This window comes from Paenibacillus rubinfantis (assembly GCF_001486505.1).
Lineage (GTDB): Bacteria > Bacillota > Bacilli > Paenibacillales > Paenibacillaceae > Fontibacillus > Fontibacillus rubinfantis.
Genome location: NZ_LN909063.1, coordinates 609,998 through 635,831 on the forward strand (window position 1 = coordinate 609,998; position 25,834 = coordinate 635,831).

Below are 25,834 nucleotides of genomic sequence, written 5' to 3' on the forward strand. Positions count from 1 at the left end.
CGCTATTTCTAAACTTGTAGGGAAAATCTGCCGTTAATAGATATAGGTATGCGCTTCGTTGCCGATGAGGCTGACTTATATACAGAACTTGGCTTCAGGGAAGGGGAAGGTTACTAGACATGAAAAAGAGAGCATCCGCAGTTATAGCTATCTTACTGGCGGCAAATTTATTCGGTGGTGCTTTAGCAGGAGCGGCTTCCGGCGTGACAGCATCTTTTACGAATCTATCTTCAAAGACGGCGGTGGCTGCTTCGAGTATGCTGGGAGGAGCAGTGAAGGTTAGCCCGGGGGACGGCGACCGAGGAGTCGTTATTAATACTTCTATTAAAATAGAATTTGAAAAAAGGGTGACATTCACTTCCCAAGACATCGCAATTACGGACATGAGTTCCGATACGCTATATGGTGAAATTCAATTGCGTCCAGCCTCGGGAGTGAATCAGGATTACCACGAGTTGAATTTGACGCTACCTACTCTAGCATATGGCAAGGAATATAAGATCTCAATTCCGGCAGGAACGTTTATCGAAGTAGATGGGAATAATCCGCTTCCTATTATGGAATGGACGTTCACGACTGTATCCTCAGGTAATATCGCTCCAACGGCTACGGCATTTACACCGAATAATGCAAACGTAACGTTGGCTGCAGGAAACCTGCTTACCTTGAGTGCCACGTTCAGTGAACCGATTGAAGCCAGCAGCGGGAGAATTCTGATCAATCGGGTTTCTGACAATAAGACAATCGAAACAATTGCGGCTACTTCGGTTAGTTACCCAGACCCGGCAGATCGAACGAAAATCCAATTTACAGCAACGAAACTATCGGGCGGCGAACGGTATTATGTACTTATCGAAAATACGGCATTTCGCGATGCGGATTGGACACCTTATGCCGGGATTAGCAATGCGAATCAATGGACGTTTACTGTAAAAGGTTCGCCGGTTACGGTGACGCAATATACACCTACGGGTTCGGGGGTAAATCCGCAAGCCGCATTGCAAATTAATTATAGCCGGAATGTGTATCCGGTCAGTGGGAATATTACGCTCAAAACCGGATCAACGACTCAACGAACCATTAGCGTTACTTCTCCTGAAGTAACAGGTGGCGATTCTCGAACCATCGTTATTCAACCAGCAACTGCATTAAGTATGAATACCACATACACTGTTGAGGTACCCGCAGGGGTGTTCGTGGATAGTGACAACAATCCTGCTCCAGCTGCAAACTGGACATTTACAACAGGAACCACGACGTCGACGACATTGGCCGTTAGTTCATTGTCACCGGCCGATCGCAGCACAAATCATCCAGTAGCAGGTAATTTGATTGTGACATTTAACCGGAGTATCGCACTGAATAATGCGTCCGGGATTAGCTTGTACAAGCAAGGAACTGCGACTTCTGTACCTGCAACCGTACAGGTGAACCCTTCGAACAATCGTCAGTTGATTATTGATCCGACGAGTAATTTACAGGAAGGATCCACCTATTACGTGAACATTGCTCCCGGGGCTGTCTTGGATTTAGCAGCAGGCGGTACTTCCTTCGGGGGATTGACCGGATCGAGCAGTTGGACCTTTGAGACGGTCAGTGCAGATAATACTGCGCCGACCCTGCAAAGTGCGACCATGTACAGTAACTCGGTCATTCAACTCCTGTACAATGAATCCCTGGACTCTTCGATTAGCTTGTTGACTTCCAGCTTCTCCGTAACCGTAAACGGAGAGACGCGCCGACTAAGCAACGCGTACGTCTCCGACAACAGCGCCTATGTAACCCTGGAAACCGGCGTAGCCGTCGGACAGAAGGTGACCATCGCCTACACCGGAAACAGCGTCAGACCGATCCGAGATTTGGCAGGGAATGCGGTCGCTTCCTTTTCCAGCCGGGAAGTGACGAACGGGGTCGATTCGGTTCTGCCAAAACCTAAGGACGGTTATGTCTCTGGAAGCACGCTCGTCTTGATTTTTAGCGATACGTTGAAGAGCGTATCGAGTTACGCTTATCAACAATTTTCAGTAACGGCCGATGGTTACTCCAAGGGTATTAATAGCATTTCTCAAAGCGGGACGACAGTAACCCTGTATCTTTCCAGTTCCGTATCCAATGGAGAAATCGTGAAAGTCTCCTACTCACCAGAGTCTTATCCGCTGGAGGACTACCGGGGACAGAGCATTCCGGGTTTTTCCGATTATTTCGTAAGGAACTACAATGATACCCGTCCTCCCGAATTTGCGGGGGTGGAGGGTTCAGGGAATAAGCTCGTACTGACCTATAACGAAGCATTGCGAACGACGAGCGTTCCGCTGAAAAGTCAATTTTCGGTACTTGTGAACAACTCGCCGGTATATGTGACGAATGTAGAAATCGTAGGGAGTCAGGTCTACTTGACGCTGGCCTCCTCATTTACTCAAACGCAAGCCGTGACGCTCTCTTATGTGTCTGGAGTAGGTGGCATTGCCGATTTGAATGGAAACTTGGCGGGATATATCAATCTGCAGCCGGTAACCTATAGTACCATTACGGAAGGCATTCGTTCCGCCATTGTGCGCGGTGACACCCTTACGGTGACGTATAATACATCACTCATGGCGTTGAGTTATATTCCGGTTAATCAGTTCTATGTTACGGTCGATCAAACGAATCGTGGCCTACAAAGTGCTTCGATCAGCGGAGATACCTTGACGTTGAAGCTGACTTCGGCGGTTACGCCAACCCAAACCGTCAAGCTATCTTATATGACAGGTGCAGCGCCTTTATATGACTATCTAGGGAACATCCTAAAGAGCTATAGCGATATGCCTGTTCAAAACTTAACGGGAACGGGGACCGGCACTCCAGGAACCGGGGGAGTAAATGGACAGCCTTCCTATCTTACGGCGTTGGCAGCAGCCGATTATGGAAAGGCCGGGTTCATCCTGGGAACAGGTGCAGCTCAGGTCTCCGGAGGTAGCACACAAAATGGCCAAATCGTGAACAAATACACTCTGGATAATGGGAAATTGCAAGAGTCGTTCAAATATCTGGCCAATAACAACGTCAATAGCCGTATGCTGGTATTTGAAGTGCCGTCCAGCGAGAAAGCGGCGCTCGTCGCGGCACCGATGGCCGGATTCATGGATTTGTACAATAGCGGAAAGACGGGTTCCTTTGCCGTAAAATATGGAAACGTGCTCTATGAAGTGCCTGTAGAGAAAATCCCGTATGCTGAGCTTTCTCGCTCGCTAATGGCGGATACGCTGAATTCCGTTAACCTGCTGGTCGAGTTGGAGACCGTTTCACGGAATCAGTTGCCTTCGGCAGGCGCTACAGGTAGCGTGACCATAACCCCTTTGGCCGACCCGGTTCAGGTTAGCGTGTCAGCCTTTAACACCTCGTCTCCACAAAACGATGTGGATGTCTCCCATAAGGGTCAGATTCACTATCGTTTATCGGGACAGGCATCGGTAGCGGACCAAGCCTCCTTAGTTCAGTACGATGTGAGCAACCGGACATTGGCGCATTTGCCTTCCAGCACGACCGGCAGCGGCGGGATGCTTTTGTTTGAAGGAACGACCTCCGGCAATGCCTTGATTGGTCCGGTCATCGGTTACAGCTATTTCACGGATACAACTAAGCATTGGGCTAAAAACGACATTGCTGAGCTGACTAATAAACTCATTGTTGGTCCGAGATCATCAGGCTCCAACTTCGAACCCGAAAAAAACATCACCCGCGCGGAGTTCGCGGTGTTTATTGCAAAGGGGCTGGGGCTGGCCGGTGATGAGACGAATGCTCGCCGCTTCCCGGACGTGTCGTCGGGAACGACGGCGGCGTACATCGGAGCGGCGGCGAAAGCCGGGATCATCAACGGCAACGCCGACGGTACGTTTAAGCCGAACAGCAACATCACGCGGGAGCAGATGGCGCTGATGATGGTGCGGGCGATGGAATACGCCGGCTACGATACGTCGATGAACGGTGCGAGCACCGCAACGTTAACAAAGTTTAAGGACGCAGCCAAGATCCAGTCTAAGGACACGGTAGCCAAAGCCGTGAAGGAAGGGATCATCCAGGGCGTGTCGACGAATACGTTCCAGCCGCAAGGCAACGCGACGCGCGCGCAAGCGGCGGTCATGCTGAAACGGGTACTGGATAAACTGAACTACATTTAATCATCCACAACTTTTCCCGGCACTGGGGGGTGAACCTTGGTGTCGGGATTCTTTTTGCCCACAAGTTATCCACGAAATTCACATTATCCACAAGCGTCGAGCCCATTGATTGGGACTTGCAAAAAAAAGTTATCCCAGTTTTCCACAAGTTTTATCCCCAATATCCACATTACCCACACGCAACATCCTCCGAGTTTCAACGATTCAATACATTCCTTCAACAATCTTGCTATTTTTCGTAACTTTTCCGCTTCAAAGTAGTCTATTAATAAGAGGCTAGCTTTAATAGAAGCACGTTAGAAGCACAAAAGATGGGAGAGTTGTCGAACAAAATGGTAGTCAGACGAGAGGATACCGGAAGACATCAAGCGGAATCGGATAGGGAAGTTGTCGCACGTCAAAACTCAAAATTGGCCCACCTGGTGGTAAAGAGCGGGAAGCGAATTGCGCTCGTCACGTTGGCGGGATTGATATGGATTCAGCCTGTGATTGGGGTAGGACCGATCGCGGGACCGGCTTTAACCGCGGCAGCGGCAGCAAGCCAAACCGTTAAGCTTGGCGAAGAGATGATCACGTCCGGGGCTAAGCTCGTCAAGTATGAGTACACCGTCACTCGATCGGGCAAGCCGGTGAAGGTGCTAACCGATGTGATTGAGGTGGATTTGACGAATCCTTACGTCCAGTTGGATGTGATGACCGGCAAAGGGGGACAAGTAACGACAAGACAAAGCGTTGAAGGTATGGCTAAGGAAACCGGTGCTGTCGCTGGCGTAAACGGCGACTTCTTTGCGACAGGCGGCCAAGGCGTGCCGATGGGAGCTGCTGTCAGCAAAGGTACCTTGGTCACCAGCCCGGCGCAGCTGCAGGGGATGTATGCCTTTGCTGTACGGAATGACGGGACCCCGCTGATCGATCGGTTTGGCTTCAACGGGACGGTTTTTGCTGAGGACGGCTCGACGTTCCCGCTCACCGGGATCAATCAGGAATCCTATATGACGGAGCCGGAGAAAGCTTACAGCCACGTGAACAACATGTTTATTTATACCAGCGCCTGGAAGGCGGAGGAGCGGCCGGCGGCCAGCTCGACAACGCCAACCGAGGTTCTGGTGCAAGGCGGCGTGATTACGCAGGTTTCCATCAAAGCGGCGATTCCGGGACCGGTGCCGGCGGATGGATTTATTTTGCGTGCGCATGGGACGGCGGCCGATTATGTGGCGACTCACTTGCAGGTGGGTCAGCGCGTGGATGCCATCTATGAGCTGCGCTCTTTGACGGACGGGCAGATCGTGAACCCGGCGGATCTAAAAGTGATGATCGGCGGACACACGCTGCTGGTTGACCAAGGCCAAGCATCGGCGTTTACCCGTTCAACGACCTCCATTAGCGGAGGCAGCGCCGTTGCGCGGACGGCGGTGGGATATTCCAAGGACGGTAAAACGGCATATATCATTACCGCGGAGAAAAATAGCAACAGCACCGGCCTCACTCTGAAGGAGCTGCAAGCTTTTATGACGGGGATCGGTGTCTGGAAAGGCTTGAACCTGGACGGCGGCGGCTCGACGACGATGGTAACGCGTCCGCTGGCGGAAACCTCGGCGCAGCTGACGTTTACGACGTCCAACGGGTCGGCGGGGCAACGTGCGGTGGCCAACGGGCTTGGCGTCTTTACGACGGCACCGCAAGGTACGCTGCTTGGACTTAAAGTCAGCGGCTCTTCTACGTTATTCATCGGCCAAACCTTGCCGTACAGCTTAAAAGGATACGATACGTACTACAACCCGATCGATACGAGCGGCATTCAAGCTTCCTGGCAAGCCAGCAACGGCAACGTCGTTTGGACCAACAACGGATTTAAAGGTGTGAAGGCGGGGACCGCCAAAATCACAGCCTCCAGCGGTCAAGCAAAAACTAGCATGGACGTGAAGGTGCTGGGCGGAACCGATCTGGAAAGCTTGACGGCGGGAACAACGTTTGCACCGCTGGAAGCGGGAACCAGCGTTACGGTAGCCGTGTCCGCCAAGCTGAAGGACGGTCGCACCGTGGACGTTCCAGCCGAATCGGTCAAATGGACGTTCAGTGGGATGAAGGCCAGCGTGCAAGGAGGCGTACTGACGGTGCAATCCGTCAACAACGGTGCGAAGTTTGCGTATGCTACGCCAACCTATGACGGCTTCACCGGAACGCCGGTTGTGCTGTCGGCTTCGACGGAAACCATCTGGGAGAGCTTCGAAAATACAGCTTACCCGATCTCCTTCACCGGATTGCCGGCGGAAGCCCAAGGAACGGTTGCTATTGTGCAAGGCACCGGCGAACACGCCAATTCCAAAGTGTTGAAGCTGGACTACGACCTGACGGGCGGAAGTGGCGGTAAGTTTGCTTATGCACAAATCAACGGGACGACCGGCCGAGCGATTCCGGATAACGCAACAACCTTAACGGTTGATGTGTTGGGCGATGCCAGTCTGAACTGGGTACGGGCTGAGTTGTCTGACGCCGACGGTAAGCCAGTGTACATTGACCTGGCACGGCCGATGGACTTCACCGGCTGGAAGACGCTCACGGCTGATCTGACGGCTAGCAACATCAAGTACCCGGCCAAGCTGAAGCGGCTCTACGTTGTTAACGTAGAAGAAGGTCAGGATGAACGGGCGTTGACGGGCAGCGTATCTTTTGACAACGTACGGTTTACGGCTCCCGCTGCCGGTGGCGCCAACCCGGACTTCCCAAGCGCAACTGCGGTGATGGTATTGGGTCAGAAGTCGATGACAGTTAACGGCAAGAAGCAAAACCTGGAAGTTGCGCCGTTACTCAAAGATAACACGACGTACGTGCCTATCAAATATGTGTTGGACGTGTTTGGCGGGAATGCCGCATGGAACGGTGCCGCCAAGAAAATCACGGTGACGCGCGGGGCTACGATCCTGGAACTGACGGTTGGACAGAAGGCATTTTTGCTTAACGGAGTTTCTTCCAAAGCCGATGTATCTCCAATTATTGTGAACGGAAGGACTTTAGTCCCATTACGTTTGGTCTCTGAACAGCTTGGAATTGGCGTAAATTGGGAGAAGAAAACCAAATCCATTACCCTCGAATCATGATATGATTAGTCTGGGACTATACGGACTAAGAAACGGAGAAGGATTGCGTGGATTTTCAAGCGGATGCCATAGATCGCGTTATTAATAATGCTGTAAGCGTATTGGAAAATAGCAAGCTGCAGATTCTTGAGATCCTAGATTCGGCCCGCAATGAGCTGAAGACGCTTAGTAATGAACTGCAGAATGTCATGAAGGAAACGGCGGAAACGGTGGAGAAGGTCGACCAGCTCGAGGTAAACTACCGGAAATCCCGCATCCGGCTGACGGAAGTCAGCCGGGACTTCGTGCGTTATACCGAAGAAGACATCAAACAAGCCTATGAAAAAGCAACCCAACTCCAGCTCGACCTGCTCATTTATCGCGAGAAAGAGATGTATCTGAAGGCCCGCCGGGACGAGCTGCAGAAGCGCGCTCGCAATGTGGAGAAGTCGGTGGAGCGTGCCGAAACGATCAGCTCGCAGATGAGCGTCGTGTTGGAGTATTTTTCCGGTGAATTAGGACAAGTGACCCGAATTTTGGAGTCGGCGAAGAATCGTCAGCTGATCGGATTAAAGATTATTTTGGCCCAGGAAGAGGAACGAAAGCGCATTTCCCGGGAGATTCACGATGGTCCTGCCCAGCTGCTGGCGAATCTAGTGCTAAGGACGGAAATTGTAGAAAGAATGCTTGCTAAGCAGGAATTTAAGCTAGTGCAGGACGAAATAGTAGATTTAAAAGCGCAGGTTCGCTCGAGTTTGGAAGAGATGCGGAAGGTCATTTTCAATCTGCGTCCGATGGCGTTGGATGATCTCGGGTTGATTCCGACACTGCGCAAGTATGTGCATGACTATGAAGAGAAAACGAAAATCAGGGCAACCTTCGAAACCCGGGGCAAGGAGCACCGAATGTCCTCTCCGATGGAGGCGGCGATTTTCCGACTGGTCCAAGAAGCGCTGACGAATGCGGCGAAGCATGCTTTTCCGACTTATGTCGGCGTGGAAATTACGTACCAGGCGCAAATGATCCGCATTGTGGTGACGGACAACGGGCTGGGCTTCAAGGTGGAGCAATTAGAGCAGAAAACGAAAGAGCATACGCACTTTGGCTTGATTGGCATGCGGGAGAGAGTGGAGCTCCTCGAAGGTCGGATGGAAATCGAATCGGCGGCCAACTTGGGCACAAAAATCATCATTCATATCCCAACCAACTCAGATAAGAGAAAGGAGTACCAGGATGGATAGTCTTACTAGCGGAACCAGACAAGTGATTAAAGTTCTCTTGGCGGATGATCATCAGTTATTTCGTGAGGGTCTGAAGCGGATTTTGAATATGGAGGAAGATATCGAGGTCGTTGGCGAATGCGGGGACGGCACCCAGGTGCTGGAAAGCTGCTTGCAGCTTCATCCGGAAATCGTACTGATGGATATCAACATGCCACTGCTTAACGGTGTGGACGCTACGGCGGAGCTACGCGAGGCGTTGCCTGATGTAAAGGTCATTATCTTATCGATTCATGATGATGAAAGTTATGTTTTTGAGACGCTGCGCAAAGGTGCTACGGGTTATCTGCTGAAGGATATGGAAGCGGAATCCCTGATCAACGCGATCCGGACGGTCGCCGAGGGGAATGCGTTCATTCATCCGAAGGTAACGGGCAAATTGATCCAGCAGCTGCGCCGCATGGAATACCTGAGCGAGACCGGAGCGATTGCCGAGGATACCGCGATCCGCGAAGCGGGCGTGAAATTCGTAGCTGGCGACGATAATCCGTTGACCCGCCGTGAAGCTGAGGTGCTTCGTTTGATGGCGGAAGGCCGCAGCAACAAGATGATCGGTGAGCATTTGTTTATTAGTGAGAAGACGGTGAAGAACCATGTCAGCAGTATTTTGCAAAAAATGGACGTGGACGACCGGACCCAAGCGGTTATTAATGCGATTAAGTTTGGCTGGGTGACCCTGTAAGATAGCGATCTCGGATACTTTTGTGGATAACGTCCCGCGACCGTAATTGGAGTGCTTCGCGGGATGAGGGGGAGAGAGTTTTTTGCTGTCTGGGATTACCATTTTATTCATGATCTTGAAAAGAGAGGCGGGTGCCCCGCTGGCGTATCCTTCGCCCGTCCCTGATAATGGCACCAGCCAAATACATAGTTGGCGAATCCCGACTTACGTGTCGATGTGCTTTGCAACGCGGCTCCTTCCGTGCGAGCCCAGTAACCGACCTTTACGCGGCGGCATATATTGTCGCTATAAGGGAGGGTTCAAGAAGATCTACTTCGGGATCGAAAAGTCAGGTTTGGAGCACCAAGAAGGTTGAATGAAGCTAGGGAGTGAGTAGCGGAGCGTAGATGGATCTACGTGAGCAACGGAAGTCCCGGGTGAATTCAAGATTCGATGCCGAATGCCCTTCATGGAGTGCTTCGTGATCCGAAGATGACTTTTTGAACTACCTCGTTAAAGATGAGGGTTCGAAAAGTCAGGTTTGGAGCACCAAGAAGGTTGAATGAAGCTAGGGAGTGAGTAGCGGAGCGTAGATGGATCTACGTGAGCAACGGAAGTCCCGGGTGAGTTCAAGATTCGATGCCGAATGCCCTTCATGGAGTGCTTCGTGATCCGAAGATGACTTTTTGAACTACCTCTAATTAGGAGGTGGGTACGGTGGTTCCTTATGTTGGCTGGATCCTGCTCAGCTACGGAATGGCCGCTGCGCTGGTGCATGTACTGCACAGTTTGTATCGGCAGGGAAAACGGAAGGATCGCGCGATTCATTATATTCTCGTTACGAGCAATCATGAGAATCAAATGGAGTGGTACTTGCGGGCACTTTCCTGGTATGCGCGGCTGCGCGGTTTACCGTTGCGGGTGACGGTCCTTGACGAGAGCTCGCAGGATGACACCCTGGCGATTATGCGTAAGCTCGAAACGCAAGGCGAGATGGAACTCACGGTTATCGGCTTGGCGGTGGTTCGGCAGGAAGATGTGGAAGCGCATGCGGCCTTGCTGGCCAGTGACGCGCCGGTCTGCATTGACCTTCGCGTACCGCGGGAGGCGGACAAAATCCCATATGTTCATGTGTAAGCCCCTTTCCGGAGCAGAGGGTTCCGGAGCTGATGAATGGCAGTTGATACAGGAAGGACGACAACAGCATATGAGCAAGCTGGCGCATAATGATGCGCGGTATAAAGTGTGAAGCACACTCTTAATGGCGAGAAGCCGAGGAGTGTGCTTTTTTGCGTTTCGGGGAGGGGGAGCGGCGGGAGGTGAAGATTGATTAGGGGGAAGGGGCAGTTGTGATGGTGAGAGAGTAGTGAGAGTAGTGAGAGTAGGGAGAGTAGAAAGAGTAGAGAGAGTAGAGAGTAGGGAAAGTAGGGAAAGAACCAAAGATGCTGGTAATCTGGGAAGAAGTTGAGAGAGGAGGCGAATGGAAAAGCGGACGATAACGGAGGGATGTTGGAAGGGACCATAGGTATTCAGAGTTTTGGTGTAATCCTCGAGTGGGAGAGGGGCATCGCTAACGGACCTCAGGGGCGTTATTTGCCCAAGGGAGTGAGAACTCTGATCGTAACGGACCTAAGGAGCCTTATTTGCACCTTGCTTGGCTAGATAGCTTTCTTTTGAGTCGAATAAGGTCTGTGGGGTCCGTTAGCTCGGGAAATAGCCGGGAAATCGGCATATAAGGCCTCTCCGGTCCGTTACGTAAGACGATGTCTATGATGGGGCGAGGGGGAACCTCAATCGGCGTTATTTCCCGGACAATATGCGACAAAACGAACGTGGAAATTGGTGAAAGAAGTCGAAGTAACGGAGCGAAATCATTTATCAAAAAAACAAATATCAGAAAAAGAGGAATTATCTGAAAATTGTTGAAATATGGATAACATTGCTAGAAATTAGGAGGGTGGTGGGAATTGTGAGAGGGAGTTTGTATGCCATTCGAACTAAGTTAGGCTGGCGGTTGCGTGTGAGTTTGGATTTGAAGGTTGATTTGATGTGGTGGTTGGATGATGGGGTGTATGCCATCTATTTATTGTCGGACGGGTTACCGTTCGGCTGGGCTGTTGAGGTTCGGGATTGGTTCAAGTCACGGGGGGAGATGGATCGTTGGTCTGGGCGGGAATGGAATCAATGGTTGAAGCGGGAATTACAGGAGGAGTTACAGGCAGAGGCGAGGCCAACTAAGCTGGGAGAGCCGCAGGAGGAGACTGCTTTACTGGGCAAGCTTCGGGGTTGGTTGTTGTTGGAGGGACGAGTGACGGAATGGGGACGGTCGCTTATGGAAAAGGAGGGGACAAAGATGGAGTTGAGCGTTTCGGGAGGGATGCACAAGGAGATGGAGATGGGGTTGGGGACAAAGACAGCCGATCTGGTGACGGGGCAGGTCGCGACAGCGCGGGGAGTAGCCATGGGTCTGGGCACCACGGGAGCTTGGGATAAACTCGTGGAGCGGGGAGCCGCGACCGAGGAAGCGCGGGGCGAGGCGAAAAAACGGAGCGAGGGATCCGCGTGGCGTGCAGCGGGGGCGTGGGGCGAAGCCACGCCCCTGGCGGAAGCGCGGGGCAGGCGCTGCGCTTCCTGGCGCATGCGCAGGAAGCTCCCTTACCTGGCGCAGCCCGCGGAAACCGCACGCTTCCGCTGCCCTTGCGGCGTTCCTTCTCGCGCCAGAAGGAGAGCTCGGCCCGACCGCCTCGTTTCTTACTCTGGGCTGTCACCGGAGCTGGCAAAACCGAGATGATCTTCCCGCTGCTGCGCTACGCATTGGATCAAGGCGGCCGCGTGCTGGTCGCAACACCGCGGCGCGACGTTGTGCTGGAGTTAGCGCCGCGGGTGGCCCGGGCTTTTCCCGAAGAGCCCATGGCCGTCTTATATGGCGGGAGCCCGCAGCGCTGGGAGGAGGCTCGTTTGATCTTGGCCACCACCCACCAGCTGTTGCGATTCCATCATGCGTTTGATCTAGTCGTCATCGACGAGCTGGATGCATTCCCCTACCATAATGACCCGATGCTGGGGTTTGCGGCGGAGGCCGCCTGTAAACCGGAGGGCCGGTTTATTTTTCTCTCCGCGACACCTCCCTTACGTTTACAAAAAGAGACCCGAGCCGGACGTCTGCCGCACGCCAAAGTTCCCGCGCGATATCACGGCAGTCCGCTACCGGTTCCGGATCGGATCAAAGCTGCCAGCGTGGAACTCTGCCTGCGCCGCCATTCCCTGCCGCCTGCACTGCTTCGTCCTCTCCGGCAGTCGGTGCAGCGAGGGGCGCAAATTTTTATTTTTGTAACACGGATTCGTCAGATTGCTGCCTTCACGGAGCTCCTGCGTTCCTATTTTCCAGGGATCCGAATAGAAGGGACTTCCTCCACCGATCCGGGCCGAAATGAGAAAGTATTGGCTTTCCGGGAAGGACGGATCCGAATGCTGATTACGACGACGATTCTGGAGCGCGGTGTAACCGTGCCCAAAAGCGATGTATACATAGTAGACGCGGACAGCGCCTTGTTTGATGAGGCCTCTTTGGTGCAAATGGCCGGGAGGTCCGGCCGTTCCAAGGACGATCCCAACGGAAAAGTCGTGTTTGCCGCCCCAACGTGGACCCGATCCCAGAGAGACGCGATCCGCCAAATCCGGATGATGAACGCCGCTGCTTATAAAAACGGTTTTTTAAAGGTAAAGGAGGTTCAATAAAATGATGAAGTCATCCCAGCAAGTTGCAAATGACGGTTCACGGACGCGAAGCCGAGATTGGCACCGGGCCAAACCTTGTCGAAGTCCCTTTACAGCTCCCTATGGGCCTGTCGGTGACAGATTTTTTTCGGGGCAATTGGACGGGGAGGCTGCGGCATGGAGTAGGCCTATTCCGAAACGGCCCCTTCACTCCGTGCGGACCATTTCAGCAGGAAAAGTGGAACTAACGGCAATTGGGCTCCCTTCTGCGGATGATATCTCATCAAACGCCTTGTCCTCCAGCACTTCCTGTTTTAGTGGAGGGAATAGCTTTTCTTGGAACGGCTTGTTAACCCCGTTGCAGCAATTGCTGGCGCCTCCCGCCATCCCATGCTTAACCTGCGGCAAAACGATATCCGAGCGCGTACGGGGCTACCCGGAAATATGCTTATCCTGCTATCTCTCGATCCCTTGGATCAAAAGCCCCCGCTGCCGCGTCTGTGGCCGTCAGGTAGGGTGCCCGGACTGCACCCGAACGGGACAAGCGCCACGCAGCTTCGTGATGAATCGAAGCGCTGTGGCTTATAGCCCGGCGATGCGTGAATGGCTTGCCCAATATAAATACCGCGGCAATGAAGCTTATGGTACGATTCTAGCCCGAATGACGGGAGTGGCTTACCGGCAAATGGCTAAGGAGTTAGAAGAAGCAGACTTTATCGGCAACGGAAAAGTAGGCGGGACGCCCTATCGTTTCCATGCCGTAACTTCCGTTCCAGTCAGCATCGACCGCATGCAGGAGCGGGGGTTCAATCAAGCGGCCCGACTAGCTTATGGTGCTGCGACTGCGGGACGGATCCCGCTGTTAAATCTGCTGGAACGTTCCCGGCACACCGAGAAACAAAGCTTCAAAACTCGCTGGGAGCGCCTGCACGATCTGCACGATGTGTTTCGCCCCTCTGCCCTGGCGGCGGAGAAGCTATTGGCAGCCGTGGACGAGGTAAAGCGGAAACGAAGCAAAATTTCCTTACGGGCAGGAAGACCGGAACCTTTTTCCCAAATCCTGCTCGATCCAACCCCCGAGCCGGTACGGATCTTACTGGTCGATGACGTTTACACAACGGGAAGCACGCTTGAGGCTTGCTCCCGCGTATTGCATGAGCTCTGCGAGCAAATGGGGAGACGCGCGGAAATTTTTTGTCTAACCTGGGCGCGGTCTTAACCTAAATTCTTACAAATTTCTGCATTTCTGTTGACAAACATATAGACGAACCCCCCTCAAATAAGGTAATCTAGCATCAAATGAAGATTTGACGAAAGGACGTAAGAGCATGGGGTTGAATCTTGCGAATTGTCCACGCTGCGGAAAATTGTTTGCCAACAATTTCAGAGACATTTGTCCTTCTTGCATAAAAGAAATCGAGGAAGAGTACGAAAAGTGCTTAAAGTTTTTGCGTGAGGAGAAGCTGGCCACGATTCAAGACGTTTCCGAAGGCACGGGGGTCTCTATCCGACAAATCACCAAGTTCATCAAGGAGGGGCGCATTTCGGTTGCCAATAACCCGAACATGATGTATCCCTGTGAGGTGTGCGGCGTGCTGATTCGGGACGGGAATATGTGCGATTCTTGCCGTAACCGGTTGACCCGCGATCTTGCGGCAGCTGCCAGGGATGAATCTACGAAGAGACCGGGACAGGACGATCGACCCGGCAGTGGAGCCTATAGCGCTGTCGACAAATTCCGTAGTCCCAAATGACTAAAACCCTGATTCTTTGGCATAATATTCTTAAACAACCAATGCTTCGCTATTAAAAATAATTTCAGTGCCGCCGATAAACTTAGTAAAGATTATCGGCTTTTTCTATTTGGAAGGAAGGTGGAGCCCATGAAAATTAATGAAACCGGACGGGTTGGAGCCATCAATAATTATCAACGCCAGGTTGAATCTCAACGTAAAGATACAGACAGCAAAGCTCGCCGCAAAGATGAAGTTTCGATCTCGGCGGAAGCGAAGGAACTGCTGAAGGCGCAGGAGGGCGGAATCAGCCCCGAGCGGGCTGAGCGGATTGAGGAGCTGAAGACGCAGGTCTCTTCAGGCACCTATCACGTGGAAACGGGCAAAATCGCCGACAAGCTTGCTCCGTACTTTAAGTCTTTTCTGAACGAGAAATAGGAGGCGGCTATGGCGATACAACGGCTGATTGATGTTTTGAATCAATTGGATGATGTCCATCAAACCATGTTAGCGTCGGGACAGGCGAAGAAGGAAGCCGTCATGAAGGATGACATTGATTCCTTGATTCAAATCATGAATCAGGAGTCACGGGTGTTGAAGCGGATCGCCGCTCTGGAAGAGGAGCGGGTTGCCGCTTGCCAGGCATTTTTGCAGGAGAAAGGGATCAAGTCGGCGCTTAACCTGAACATTACGGAACTGGCCCGGCTTGTGTTTGATCCAGAGGAGAAAAAAGCCCTGCTGCACACCCAAGAGTCGTTATCCAAGACGCTAAACGAACTCAAATTTATGAATGATTTAAATCAGAAGTTGATCGAGCAGTCGCTCGCATTCATTAATTATTCAGTGGAGTTGTTAGGAGCTTCGCCAATGCAAGAAGCAACCTACGCCCCACCGACAGATAAACCGACAGGCTCCAAGGGACCGGGATTTTTTGATGCCCGGGCTTAGCTGTTAGCCGACAAGGAGGAACTTATGACATCGACATTCCATTCGCTCGAAACCGCGAAGCGAAGCTTGTTTACGCAGACGATGGCTTTAAATACAACCGGCCATAATATTGCCAATGCCAATACGGACGGTTATTCCCGGCAAACGGTTAAAATGAGCGCGGCCCGGCCATTGGAAGCCTACGGAGTCAATCGCTCCGTCAATCCGGGGCAATTGGGAACCGGGGTAGAAGTTGTTTCGGTTGAACGGATCCGGGAGCAGTTCCTGGATGAGCAATTCCGAAATGAGAACAAATCGCTAGGCGCGTGGAATATTCAATACGATACGCTGGATAAGCTGCAAACGATCATTAACGAACCGTCCGATACTGGGATTAGCGCGCTCGTTAATAATTTCTGGAAAGCCTGGTCCGACTTAAGTAAGGACCCTGAGAACATCACGAACCGCAAAATCGTCAAGGAAACAACGCTTGCTCTGACGGATGCATTAAACCATACCAGCAAGCAGCTCAGCGATTTGAATTCGGATTTGACGAACAACGTGACGGTTAATGCTTCCGATATGAACTCGATCCTTTCTTCGATCGCGGACTTGAACCGGCAGATTACCCGGATCGAAAGCTTGGGGGATAAGGCCAACGACCTCCGGGACCAACGGGATTTGTTGACAGATCAGCTGTCCAACCTCGTAAATATCGAGGTTACCGAGCTTCCGGAAGGGTACCAGATTACGATGGGCGGGCAAGTGCTCGTAGCAGGCGAGGCGCCGACACCAATAACCGCGGATTACCTGCAAAATGCCTATGCTGCAGGAACGCTGAATAACGGTGAAATCTACGGGATGATCTATTCCCGCGACACGTATGTGCGGGATTATCAGAATCAACTGGATCAATTCGCTAATACTCTGGTTAACGGAGACATTACGGTCACGATCCCAGCCGGAGCGATTTTACCGGAAGGTACAGTCATCGGGGATCAAACCTTCTCGGGACCTACTCGTACACTGACTACAGACCTGACCGTGACAATTAAAGGCATTAACGCATTGCATAAGCTTGGTTACAGTGCAAATGACGGCACCCCTGTCGCCGGCGGCGATTTCTTTGCCGCCAAAGACGGTGGAACGACGATCACGGCAGGCAATATCACGATGAGCCAGGCGATCTTAGACGATCCCAGCTTGATCGCGACCTCGCTAAGAACAACAGGCAACGGCACCACGGAAACCGTTGTTAAAGGGAACAACGGCTTGACGCTGCTCATGGCCGACCTTAAGGATGTGAAGTTCACTTTCGGCGGAGGCCAAACGGCAACGTCCACGATTGATGACTACTTCAAGGCGATCGTAGGCCAAGTTGGTGTACAAGCCAATGAAGCCAAACGGCAGGCTGATAACGCTCTGGTCCTGACCGACCAGGTGAACGCAAAACGCCAATCCGTCAGCGGCGTCTCCCTTGACGAAGAAATGTCCAACATGATGATGTTCCAACATGCTTATTCCGCAGCCGCGCGCTTTATGACCACATTTGACGAAGTGCTGAACAAGCTGATTAACGGCACCGGTGTGGTAGGACGCTAAAGGATATAAACTTTTTCTGACAAGTTTCAGAACGAACCTGTTTCGCAAGCTAAGGAGGTTGAATCAATGGCTCTACGCGTCACATCCAATATGATGAGCAACCAGGTGCTTCGCAACCTGAATCGCAACCTAAACAAAATGGCCGAGCAGCAAAACCAGCTGTCCACCGGCCGCAAAATCAATAAACCCTCCGACGATCCCGTCGGCGTAACCTATGCGCTCCGCTACCGTTCGGAGCTGTCCGCCAACGACCAGTACAGCCGTAACGTGAATACAGCTTTGGGGTGGTTGGATACAACGGATTCGGTGATGTCTCAGGCGGAGGATGTAATGAACCGCTTGAAAGAGCTAGCCGTGCAAGCTAGCACAGGGACCAATCCACAAAGTGCGTTGAACAGTATTGCATCGGAGTTTCAGGAATTAAAGAAGCAACTTTCCGATTTAGGCAATACTCAGATTAATGGTAAGTTTATTTTTAATGGACAAACCTATGACATTAAACCGTACGATTCTAACGATCCAGCTGCGGCAGAGACGGATACCGGCGCAGTCGAGTACACGGTGGGGCAAGGAGTTACCTTCCAAATTAATACGTCGGGGAACGACTTTTTTGGGGAAAAGGATGGAACGGATAATGTATTTAGCATTATTGATCGCATGCTAACTGCGATGAGCACCAGTAGTTTTCCTGACATCGCCAAGGAAGTAGACAATATTGATAAACGTTTGAATAAGATGGTGTCGGTACACGCTGAAACAGGCGCACGTACGAACCGTGTTGAGTTGATGCAGTCGCGTCTTGTAAATGAAAACTTGGGGTTAACTGAATTGCAGTCTAAGACCGAAGACGCTGATATCGCAGAGCTTATGATTAAATCCAATGTCTCGTCCAATATTTATCAAGCTTCGTTATCTGCGGGGGCCAAGATCATTACACCAACACTGGTTGATTTTATTAATTAACTAAATCGTATCTTATGAAAATGGAGTCTATAATGAAGCTATGAACTTGATCGTTCATGGCTTTTTTAGTACAAGGAGGAATTGAAAGGTTATGAATGCATTAACTCATAATGATTTAAATCTTGACGAAGAGATGGTGTTTATATTCAATAAAGGAATTCCTGGATTTGAGCAATATACTAAATATATGTTTATTAAACATGATGAAAATTTTAATCTGCTGCAATCCCTCGAGAATGAAGAACTTGCGTTTATTGTTACGAATCCATTTACCTTTTTCTCGGATTATGAATTTGCGCTTACGGTTCCGGATCGAGAAGAACTAAGACTCACAGATCAAAGTGAGGTTGGAGTTTGTACGATCGTCACCTGGGGAGATGAGCTCTCCAGCGTAACTACGAATTTAATGGCGCCTATCGTGTTAAATACGAGGGAACGGCTGGGAAAACAAGTGGTATTAGTAAACAGCGGGTATACAACGAAACACCCTTTGGTGAAAAGTAAACCAGCTGTAATAAAGGGGGATGAGCCTCGTGCTAGTATTGAGCCGTAAAAAAGGTGAGTCCATCATGATTTCAGATAAGATCGAAATCATCATTCTGGAAACCGAAGGTGACATTGTGAAGGTTGGAGTAAAAGCTCCGAAAAACGTGGAGATTCACCGTAAGGAAATCTATCTTGCGATTCAGGAGAGCAATAAAGAAGCCTCAAATGATCGAAACGCCCTTCTCCAGAAATTGGCGGGTTGGGAAGACCGGTAGTGGGATCAAAGATGGAGGCAGAATAACATGAGAATTGCATACTTTATCATGGCCCATCATAAGCCATCGTTGTTATTAAGGTTAATTAACGCAATTTACACAGAGGAGAATGTGTATCTGATTCATATTGATTCCGGTGCAGCGCTAGAGGTGCATGAACTAGCTTGGAATCTAAGTGAGAGTAATCCCAATATTCGGATCCTTCCTTCACGTTATTTATCATGGGGGGGCTGGTCACTTGTTCAGGCTGAACTCGATGCAATGGCTTATCTAATAAGTTGGGATCGGGGCTGGGAATACTACATCAATTTAAGTGGACAAGATTTCCCGCTAGCTAGGCAAAATATTATTGATCAATTTCTATCTGGTTCAGAAGCGAATTATTTAATGGCTAGGGAGATAAACTTGGATCCTGTACAGAAAAAAATGACCCAAGCTTATTATCGAGTAGAGGACTGCGGAACGGTTCTGAATATGGGCGAACGTAAACCTTTTGAGGAGTATTTTGCACCTCATATCGTGCCCTATTATGGATCTCAGTGGAAGCTGATCACACGTTCGTTTGCCAATTACTGTGTTACTTCGCACCTTTCTTTCGAAATGCAGGATTATTTTAGGTATACCTTTATCCCGGATGAAGCCTTTTTTCAAACCTTATTGTTAAACAGTGAATTTAAGGATACACATATCAATGCTAATTATCGTTATTTTCAAATGAAACAATATGAAGAAGTTTTTCAGCGCCCAATCATTTTCGATACCACACATCTGCAAGCCTTATTTCAAAGTGATGCTCTTTTTGCTAGGAAATTTGATGATGAAGTGGATGAAAATATATTAGCAATGATCGAAAAGTCTTTGCACATCTAGCGAGTTATAATTTGCCTAATTTATTCAAAAAAAATTTGAAGTCCTATTAAATATTGAATTAGGACTTCCGATATAATTCATAGAAAGGTTTGAGACGGGCGGCCGACCCTTAAACCAATCACCACATGGACGTGGGCTAATTTAAATTCAGGGAGGAAACTTTCAATGATTATCAACCACAACGTACCAGCTTTGAACACTCACCGCAACTTGGGTCTGAACACAACAGCAGCAAGCAAAAACATGGAAAAACTGTCTTCCGGTCTTCGCATCAACCGTGCAGCTGACGATGCAGCAGGTTTGTCCATCTCCGAATCGATGCGCGGTCAAATCCGCGGTCTGGAGCAAGCTCAACGTAACGCTCAAGACGGGATCTCCTTCGTACAAACGGCAGAAGGCGCGATGAACGAAGTTAGCTCCATGCTGACTCGTATGAAAGAACTGAACGTTCAGAAGAAGAGTGGTACTTACAGCTCTACAGATACCAAGAACATTGATGAAGAGTTGAAAGAACTGGGTGCTCAAATCGATAACATCATGACGAAAACTACTTTCAACGGTATCAGTATCACTAAAGGTGCTACCATCACGGTCAATGACAAAGCTTCCGGTTCTATCACGATTGGTACAATTTCGACTAGCGGTTTCAGCGGTCTTGGCTCTGGAACAAGCCTTGATTCTATTGAAACTGCAATCAAAAACGTATCTACGCAACGCGCTAAACTCGGTGCTGTTCAAAACCGTTTGGAGTACACTTCGAACAACATCGGTACAACTGTAGAAAACCTGACGGCTGCAGAATCCCGTATTCGCGATACGGATATGGCTAAAGAAATGGTGGCCTTGTCGAAGAACAACATCTTGCTTCAAGCTTCTCAATCGATGTTGGCACAAGCCAACTCCGCGCCACAAGGCGTATTGTCCGTACTTCGTTAATAACCTGTTATCTAAAAAAGAGGCCTTGTTTATCAAGGCTTCTTTTTTTGTTTCTCTTAAAAACTGGCCCTATTATACCGATATAATCTGTAACAACAGTGAGAATCCGCAACTTTAGACCGTTCCAATTTATGAAGAGGAGGGGCAGCGGTGAGTAATAGAATATCAGGGAATGGACCTGTTTACGGAAACAATGCTGGTATAGCCAAAAGCTACAGTGAAACCTCGGGTGATGCTGCCACTAACCCGTTAGGTATTCAACCGAGCTTTTCACAAGAACAACAACAGGCTGTTGACCAGCTGGAAAAGATGATAAGAGCGGTCCAGGGACCGGAAAAGTCCTTTAAAATCTCAATACACCAAGAGACACATACGATTATGGTTAAGGTCTTTGACAAGGATACGGGGGACTTAATCAGGGAAATTCCCCAGGAGAAACTGCTGGATGTTGCTGCGAACTTGATGGAACTTAATGGATTAATAATAGATAAGAAGGCTTGAACAGGAGGGTATTATGAGAATCAGCGGTTTTGCTTCGGGATTAGATATTGATGCAATGGTTAAGCAGTTGATGACGGCCGAAAGAGCTCCTTTGGATAAGCTGAACCAGCAGAAGCAACAAACGGAATGGAAACGTGAAGGATACAGAGAGGTTAGTACGAAACTGGTTAGCTTTAATGAAAAATTGACGAGTTTAAGTCTAAGTAGTGCGATCGATTCGAAGAAGGCGGTTGTCAGCGGTGCGTCTGTTGTGACGGCTACTGCAACCGGTGCGGCTACAAATTCCGTATTTAACATTCAGGTCAAGAATCTGGCTTCGGCTACTAATGTGATCTTTAAGGGAGTAGCAAATGCCACGAAAATTTCCGATATTTATAGCGGAACCCAAACTAGTCTTCAAATTGGATCGGCAACTATAGATTTTTCGGCCAATGATACGATTGATTCATTAGTTTCCAAAATTAATAGTAATAAGGATGCCGGGGTAACCGCAGTTTTTGATTCGGCAACCGGAAGCTTGTCTTTAACTAGTAAGAAGACCGGCGGGGCTGCGATTAGCTTCGGTGCCACTTCTGACTTCTTTACAAGCGCTAATACGAAGCTTTCAACCTCTGGGCAAGCCTTAGGGAAAGACGCGACAGTTCTAATTAATGGCATTGAAACTAAGCAATCTTCGAACCACTTTTCAGTGAACGGGGTTGATTTTACACTTACTGGTGTGACACCTGATGGGCAATCGACACAGGTTGAAGTGGCGCAGGATGTCGACAAGGTCGTAGAGACCATTAAAGCTTTTGTTGATACCTATAATGAAGCGTTGGCGTTGCTCAATAAAAAGACAGGTGAAGAACGATATAGAACATATCTGCCATTAACAAGTGAGCAGAAGGAAGCGATGAAGGAAGACGAAATTAAGCTCTGGGAAGAGAAGGCTAAAAGCGGTATGCTCCGAAATGACTCGATCCTGAGTAAGACCACTAGTGATATGCGAACTTCATTGTTTGCTGATGTTACACTACCGAATGGAACGAAGGTTAATTTAGCCCAATTTGGTATTACTACAGGTTCGTATAGTGAAAAAGGCAAACTTCACATCGATGAAACAAAGTTACGCGAAGCGATTGAAGCGAATCCAGATGGAGCTTATGCTTTATTTGGACAAACGGATTCTAGCGCCACAGTGACTAACAATTCCAAAGACGGTATTTTTAATCGCATCAAAAAAATTAATTCAGCGGCCCTTCAAAGTCTATATGACCGTGCAGGTACATCTAAATTTAGTAGTGATTTAACTACTGCTTTCCTTCCGGAAAGTGAACTTGGATTGCAATTAAGAAATTACGATGATCGCATTGCGGATATGAATCGAAGATTAACGATGATCGAAAATCGTTATTATCAGCAATTTACCGCAATGGAAACCGCCATGAATAAATACAATAGCATATCCAGTAGTTTGTTTAGTTCCTAAGAAAAGGAGAGATCAAGTTGATTAACTCGCCATATCAAAAATACCAACAAACTCAACTTCAAACTGCTCCGCCTGCACAGCTGCTGCTTATGTTATATGATGGTGCTATTCGTTTTGTTAGAACCGGCATTTCGGGGATTGATGAGAAAAATTATGAAAAAACCAATACTAATTTATGTAAAGCACAGGCGGTCATTCATGAACTTATTGCTGCTTTAAACTTTGACTATCCTATCGCCAAGAATTTGTCGCAGATTTATGAGTACATGCTTCATCAGTTGATTGTGGCTAATTTGAAAAAAAATACTACACCGGCTAATGAAGTGTTGTCCTATTTACTTGAGCTTAGAGAAGCTTGGGACACGGCAGCGAAATCTATTGCTGGAAACTTGGAGAGCGGACAATGACGTTGGCGAAGGATTATGTCCTCGAACTAGAGCAATTAACGTTACACGTCGTGCAACAGATTCATCAAATTAGTTACGAAGAATTAGCCGACTTTTCTGACCATCGGGAAGAGTTGGCTAACCTCATCCTTCCGCTAAAGGATTCTTTAGACGATCAAGATCGAAATCGACTTCTGAACTTAAGGAAATACGATGAGATGATATTATCTCGTATGGCGCAGTATAAAGAAGAAGCGAGTGATTGGTTGCTGAAACGAGGAAACATTAAGAACCAAACCTCGGCCTATAATGTAGGATACACCCCCGACAGCATGTTTTTTGACTATAAGAAATAACCCAAAGGGCTGAATCTAATGAAGCGACTAAGTGTCTGTATGATTGTTAAGGATGAGGAAGAGTTATTGCCGCGCTGTTTAGAAAGCGTTCGTACCATTGCGGATGAAATTATCATTGTTGATACAGGTTCGACAGATAAAACGAAGGACATTGCGGCCCAATATACGGACCAAGTATATGAGTATTCTTGGACGAATGACTTTGCTGCTGCACGAAATGAATCCATTCGACACGCTACCGGCAAGTGGATTCTTATTCTGGATGCCGATGAGTATCTTTCTCCAGATGATCAGGACAAATGGGTTGCTTTCATGGAGCAAGAGAAGCCGTTGGAGTACTTGGCCTATACCTTACCGATCATAAACTTTACAGGGGATAAGGGTTACGAAGATGAAATCAGTACTTCGCCCGTCACGCGACTTTTCCCGAATTTTAAAGGCATATACTTTGAGAGACCTATCCACGAACAACTAACCCGCGGGACTGCAGGGGAGCTGTTTCATAAGAAACTGGATTTAAATATATATCATACAGGGTACCAGAATCTCCGCGTTGATGAGAAAAATAAACATGAGCGTAATATGCAGATCTTCAATCAAATGCAGCAAAATGGAGAGATGAGTGCATACGACTGGTTTACCTTAGGCAATCAGTATAGATATGCCAAGGAAGAGCAAAAGGCATTGGAATGTTATGAGCTGGCAATAAAGGATGCTGGAACTAAAACGGTATGGTATCCACATTGTCTAGTAGGACTCATCACTCTATATTATAAGCAGAATAAGTTAGATAAATCGTGGGAATGGACCGAATCTAGGCTTGCGGAGTACAGTGAATTTGCTGATTATTATGCTATTAAAGGCGTACAATATGAAACTTTGGGTTTCTTTGATGAAGCTATTGCCTGTTATTTGAAAGCAATAGAGACCGCTGAATTAAGAGCAGTAAATAATCAGGAAATTTGGCTTGTAGATCCGATGTATAGTTTTGATATGCCAGTACAGCAACTGATCGAGGTCTATTCCCACACAAATGACAATCAAAAGGCTATTTATTGGCTTTCGAAGCTGCTCAACAAAAACAGGAAGAACCCCACCGTCCTGCTTAAGTTAGTTGAATGGTTATGTCATAATGATGCCCCGGAATCCGTAATTCAATTGTTGAATCAGATCTATGATGTAAACGATCCTTCGGATGTTTCTTTGTTATTTAAAATATCTCTAGCCTTAGGTCAAGAAGAGTTGGTAAATTACTATAGACCTTATCTGGATATTGATAGCCAATTAACATCGGGGGACCGGATTCGACTTTCCCTTGTACAGCAGGACAAACAAGATTGGATGAAAAGTATTCAATCTGCTATTGGCCATGAAGAAGATCGTCCGTTCTATATGTGGTTACAGGGACTTATCGGGGCAATGCTATGGAATGAGTCTGATTTGCTTCATCGACTCACACTGAGCATAAAGGATGAAGAGGTTCAAAAACTACATCAATTCGTAATGAGTACTCTTTTGACTAACCAGCCTTCCCCGAAGAGTTCAGACTATGAAGTTAATTCGGAAAAGCTGTTTATTATCGCTAGACAGTTGTTCTTGCTTAAACAATACGAGTTATTTGATATCTTCATGAAGAAATTTCAAACCAATAACTTAGTCAATCAATTGGCGAATTATTTTTATAGCATCAATGTGCTGAATTTGGCGATGGACTATTATTCGATATTGTTGTCTAGTCAAGCGTTAAACTTTAACAGCCTGGAGAATTTGGGTTTATATCATGCCAATCAAAATTATAAAGAAGACGCTGTGGAGTTCTTGAGTTCTGCCTTAAGAGAGGAGCCTCAAGCAAGGCATCTTTATTACTTTCTCATTAAAAATGCGAGACAGGAAGAGAAAACACACTATATAGAACTGTTTAAAAGTGAGTTTCCCGAGTTCACCACGATCTCCTTTATTGCTGACTTCCTTCATAAACAGATTCATGGATAATGAAAGAAAGGGACTTCCTTAGAGGAGTCCCTTTCTATTCATTAGAACTTTTGCAAGTTGGTTTTAATGGAGGTCGTTGAAATATCCGGTGTTCTGGGTAAATAGACGACTTTGCATAAGGTACTTAACTCATCAAATTTTCCTCGCCAATCATCCCCCATGACAAACACATCAATCTGGTGTTTCTGAATATCTGCACTTTTTTGCTCCCAGATGTGCTCCGGTATGACATGATCTACATATTTAATAGCTTCCAGCATCATTTTTCGTTCCTCATAGGAGAAATAGGCTTGTTTCCCTTTAATCGCATTAAAATCATCCGTTGACAGAGCCACAGTTAAATGATCCCCAAGCTCTTTAGCTCGTTTTAAAAGAAGGATGTGTCCGTAATGAAGAAGATCAAAGGTGCCGTAGGTGATGACCTTTCGCAAAGCTAAAACC

At 48.6% G+C, this 25,834-nt stretch carries 21 protein-coding genes and 1 pseudogene; 21 read left to right on the forward strand and 1 reads right to left on the reverse strand.

Going from position 1 to position 25,834, the window contains the following annotated elements; translation table 11 throughout:
• Positions 1 to 119: 119 nt before the first annotated feature.
• The 21 genes and pseudogenes from BN3277_RS07855 to BN3277_RS07965 all read left to right on the forward strand — a co-directional run bounded on the left by BN3277_RS07855 (position 120) and on the right by BN3277_RS07965 (position 25,393).
• Positions 120 to 4,160, forward strand: a complete 4,041-nt coding sequence (locus BN3277_RS07855) for an Ig-like domain-containing protein (protein WP_089153323.1) — start codon at positions 120 to 122, stop codon at positions 4,158 to 4,160.
• A gap of 311 nt (positions 4,161 to 4,471) precedes the next feature.
• A complete protein-coding gene (locus BN3277_RS07860) occupies positions 4,472 to 7,258 on the forward strand; it encodes a stalk domain-containing protein (RefSeq protein ID WP_187380043.1) in 2,787 nt (928 codons plus the stop codon).
• A 47-nt stretch (positions 7,259 to 7,305) separates the two neighbouring features.
• The gene (locus BN3277_RS07865) at positions 7,306 to 8,478 is read left to right on the forward strand and encodes a sensor histidine kinase (protein WP_059041691.1); all 1,173 of its coding nucleotides are present in this window, start codon (positions 7,306 to 7,308) and stop codon (positions 8,476 to 8,478) included.
• Positions 8,471 to 9,199 (forward strand): response regulator, encoded by a 729-nt coding sequence (locus BN3277_RS07870; RefSeq protein ID WP_059041692.1) that lies wholly within the window; start codon positions 8,471 to 8,473, stop codon positions 9,197 to 9,199. The genes BN3277_RS07865 and BN3277_RS07870 overlap by 8 nt, the downstream gene beginning before the upstream one ends.
• A gap of 696 nt (positions 9,200 to 9,895) precedes the next feature.
• Positions 9,896 to 10,315, forward strand: a complete 420-nt coding sequence (locus BN3277_RS07880) for a hypothetical protein (RefSeq protein ID WP_059041694.1) — start codon at positions 9,896 to 9,898, stop codon at positions 10,313 to 10,315.
• Between the two features lie 1,386 nt (positions 10,316 to 11,701).
• Positions 11,702 to 12,916, forward strand: a pseudogene (locus tag BN3277_RS07890) (helicase-related protein); the annotation flags it as partial.
• Between the two features lie 541 nt (positions 12,917 to 13,457).
• On the forward strand, positions 13,458 to 14,114 hold the full coding sequence (locus BN3277_RS07895; protein WP_148500998.1) for a ComF family protein: 657 nt from the start codon (positions 13,458 to 13,460) through the stop codon (positions 14,112 to 14,114).
• Positions 14,115 to 14,229: 115 nt separating this feature from the next.
• Positions 14,230 to 14,649, forward strand: coding sequence for a TIGR03826 family flagellar region protein (locus tag BN3277_RS07900; protein WP_059041839.1), 420 nt, complete (start codon positions 14,230 to 14,232; stop codon positions 14,647 to 14,649).
• A gap of 129 nt (positions 14,650 to 14,778) precedes the next feature.
• A complete protein-coding gene (gene flgM, locus BN3277_RS07905; protein ID WP_059041698.1) occupies positions 14,779 to 15,066 on the forward strand; it encodes a flagellar biosynthesis anti-sigma factor FlgM in 288 nt (95 codons plus the stop codon).
• A 9-nt stretch (positions 15,067 to 15,075) separates the two neighbouring features.
• Positions 15,076 to 15,576, forward strand: a complete 501-nt coding sequence (locus BN3277_RS07910; protein ID WP_059041699.1) for a flagellar protein FlgN — start codon at positions 15,076 to 15,078, stop codon at positions 15,574 to 15,576.
• A gap of 24 nt (positions 15,577 to 15,600) precedes the next feature.
• Positions 15,601 to 17,157 (forward strand): flagellar hook-associated protein FlgK, encoded by a 1,557-nt coding sequence (flgK, locus tag BN3277_RS07915; RefSeq protein ID WP_059041700.1) that lies wholly within the window; start codon positions 15,601 to 15,603, stop codon positions 17,155 to 17,157.
• A gap of 66 nt (positions 17,158 to 17,223) precedes the next feature.
• Positions 17,224 to 18,120 carry a flagellar hook-associated protein FlgL gene (gene flgL, locus BN3277_RS07920; protein WP_059041701.1) on the forward strand — a complete coding sequence of 299 codons (897 nt, stop codon included), beginning with the start codon at positions 17,224 to 17,226 and terminating at the stop codon, positions 18,118 to 18,120.
• Positions 18,121 to 18,211: 91 nt separating this feature from the next.
• A complete protein-coding gene (locus tag BN3277_RS07925; protein WP_059041702.1) occupies positions 18,212 to 18,673 on the forward strand; it encodes a flagellar assembly protein FliW in 462 nt (153 codons plus the stop codon).
• Positions 18,654 to 18,881 carry a carbon storage regulator CsrA gene (gene csrA / locus BN3277_RS07930; RefSeq protein WP_059041703.1) on the forward strand — a complete coding sequence of 76 codons (228 nt, stop codon included), beginning with the start codon at positions 18,654 to 18,656 and terminating at the stop codon, positions 18,879 to 18,881. The genes BN3277_RS07925 and csrA overlap by 20 nt, the downstream gene beginning before the upstream one ends.
• Positions 18,882 to 18,908: 27 nt before the next feature.
• Entirely contained in the window at positions 18,909 to 19,751 is an 843-nt protein-coding gene (locus tag BN3277_RS07935) for a beta-1,6-N-acetylglucosaminyltransferase (protein ID WP_059041704.1), read from the forward strand.
• A 165-nt stretch (positions 19,752 to 19,916) separates the two neighbouring features.
• Entirely contained in the window at positions 19,917 to 20,687 is a 771-nt protein-coding gene (locus BN3277_RS07940) for a flagellin N-terminal helical domain-containing protein (RefSeq protein ID WP_059041705.1), read from the forward strand.
• A 150-nt stretch (positions 20,688 to 20,837) separates the two neighbouring features.
• A complete protein-coding gene (locus BN3277_RS25980; protein ID WP_059041706.1) occupies positions 20,838 to 21,188 on the forward strand; it encodes a flagellar protein FlaG in 351 nt (116 codons plus the stop codon).
• Between the two features lie 13 nt (positions 21,189 to 21,201).
• Positions 21,202 to 22,659 (forward strand): flagellar filament capping protein FliD, encoded by a 1,458-nt coding sequence (gene fliD / locus BN3277_RS07950; RefSeq protein ID WP_059041707.1) that lies wholly within the window; start codon positions 21,202 to 21,204, stop codon positions 22,657 to 22,659.
• A gap of 17 nt (positions 22,660 to 22,676) precedes the next feature.
• Positions 22,677 to 23,066 carry a flagellar export chaperone FliS gene (fliS, locus tag BN3277_RS07955; RefSeq protein WP_059041708.1) on the forward strand — a complete coding sequence of 130 codons (390 nt, stop codon included), beginning with the start codon at positions 22,677 to 22,679 and terminating at the stop codon, positions 23,064 to 23,066.
• The gene (locus tag BN3277_RS07960; protein WP_059041709.1) at positions 23,063 to 23,401 is read left to right on the forward strand and encodes a hypothetical protein; all 339 of its coding nucleotides are present in this window, start codon (positions 23,063 to 23,065) and stop codon (positions 23,399 to 23,401) included. Before fliS ends, BN3277_RS07960 begins: the two co-directional genes overlap by 4 nt.
• Positions 23,402 to 23,419: 18 nt before the next feature.
• Positions 23,420 to 25,393 (forward strand): tetratricopeptide repeat-containing glycosyltransferase family 2 protein, encoded by a 1,974-nt coding sequence (locus BN3277_RS07965; RefSeq protein WP_059041710.1) that lies wholly within the window; start codon positions 23,420 to 23,422, stop codon positions 25,391 to 25,393.
• 41 nt (positions 25,394 to 25,434) lie between these two features.
• On the opposite strand, the gene tagD is transcribed toward BN3277_RS07965, so the two are convergent.
• On the reverse strand, positions 25,435 to 25,824 hold the full coding sequence (gene tagD, locus BN3277_RS07970; RefSeq protein ID WP_059041711.1) for a glycerol-3-phosphate cytidylyltransferase: 390 nt from the start codon (positions 25,822 to 25,824) through the stop codon (positions 25,435 to 25,437).
• Positions 25,825 to 25,834: the final 10 nt, after the last annotated feature.

What these genes read in the sequence shown, in the direction of transcription:
- BN3277_RS07895 (WP_148500998.1), top strand. Translation starts at nt 13,458, where the DNA reads ATGAATCGAAGCGCTGTGGCTTATAGCCCGGCGATGCGTGAATGGCTT.
- BN3277_RS07960 (WP_059041709.1), top strand. Translation starts at nt 23,063, where the DNA reads ATGACGTTGGCGAAGGATTATGTCCTCGAACTAGAGCAATTAACGTTA.
- flgK (WP_059041700.1), top strand. Translation starts at nt 15,601, where the DNA reads ATGACATCGACATTCCATTCGCTCGAAACCGCGAAGCGAAGCTTGTTT.
- BN3277_RS07935 (WP_059041704.1), top strand. Translation starts at nt 18,909, where the DNA reads ATGAGAATTGCATACTTTATCATGGCCCATCATAAGCCATCGTTGTTA.
- BN3277_RS07925 (WP_059041702.1), top strand. Translation starts at nt 18,212, where the DNA reads ATGAATGCATTAACTCATAATGATTTAAATCTTGACGAAGAGATGGTG.
- BN3277_RS07870 (WP_059041692.1), top strand. Translation starts at nt 8,471, where the DNA reads ATGGATAGTCTTACTAGCGGAACCAGACAAGTGATTAAAGTTCTCTTG.
- fliD (WP_059041707.1), top strand. Translation starts at nt 21,202, where the DNA reads ATGAGAATCAGCGGTTTTGCTTCGGGATTAGATATTGATGCAATGGTT.
- flgM (WP_059041698.1), top strand. Translation starts at nt 14,779, where the DNA reads ATGAAAATTAATGAAACCGGACGGGTTGGAGCCATCAATAATTATCAA.
- BN3277_RS07940 (WP_059041705.1), top strand. Translation starts at nt 19,917, where the DNA reads ATGATTATCAACCACAACGTACCAGCTTTGAACACTCACCGCAACTTG.
- BN3277_RS07860 (WP_187380043.1), top strand. Translation starts at nt 4,472, where the DNA reads ATGGGAGAGTTGTCGAACAAAATGGTAGTCAGACGAGAGGATACCGGA.
- flgL (WP_059041701.1), top strand. Translation starts at nt 17,224, where the DNA reads ATGGCTCTACGCGTCACATCCAATATGATGAGCAACCAGGTGCTTCGC.
- BN3277_RS07855 (WP_089153323.1), top strand. Translation starts at nt 120, where the DNA reads ATGAAAAAGAGAGCATCCGCAGTTATAGCTATCTTACTGGCGGCAAAT.
- BN3277_RS07965 (WP_059041710.1), top strand. Translation starts at nt 23,420, where the DNA reads ATGAAGCGACTAAGTGTCTGTATGATTGTTAAGGATGAGGAAGAGTTA.
- BN3277_RS07910 (WP_059041699.1), top strand. Translation starts at nt 15,076, where the DNA reads ATGGCGATACAACGGCTGATTGATGTTTTGAATCAATTGGATGATGTC.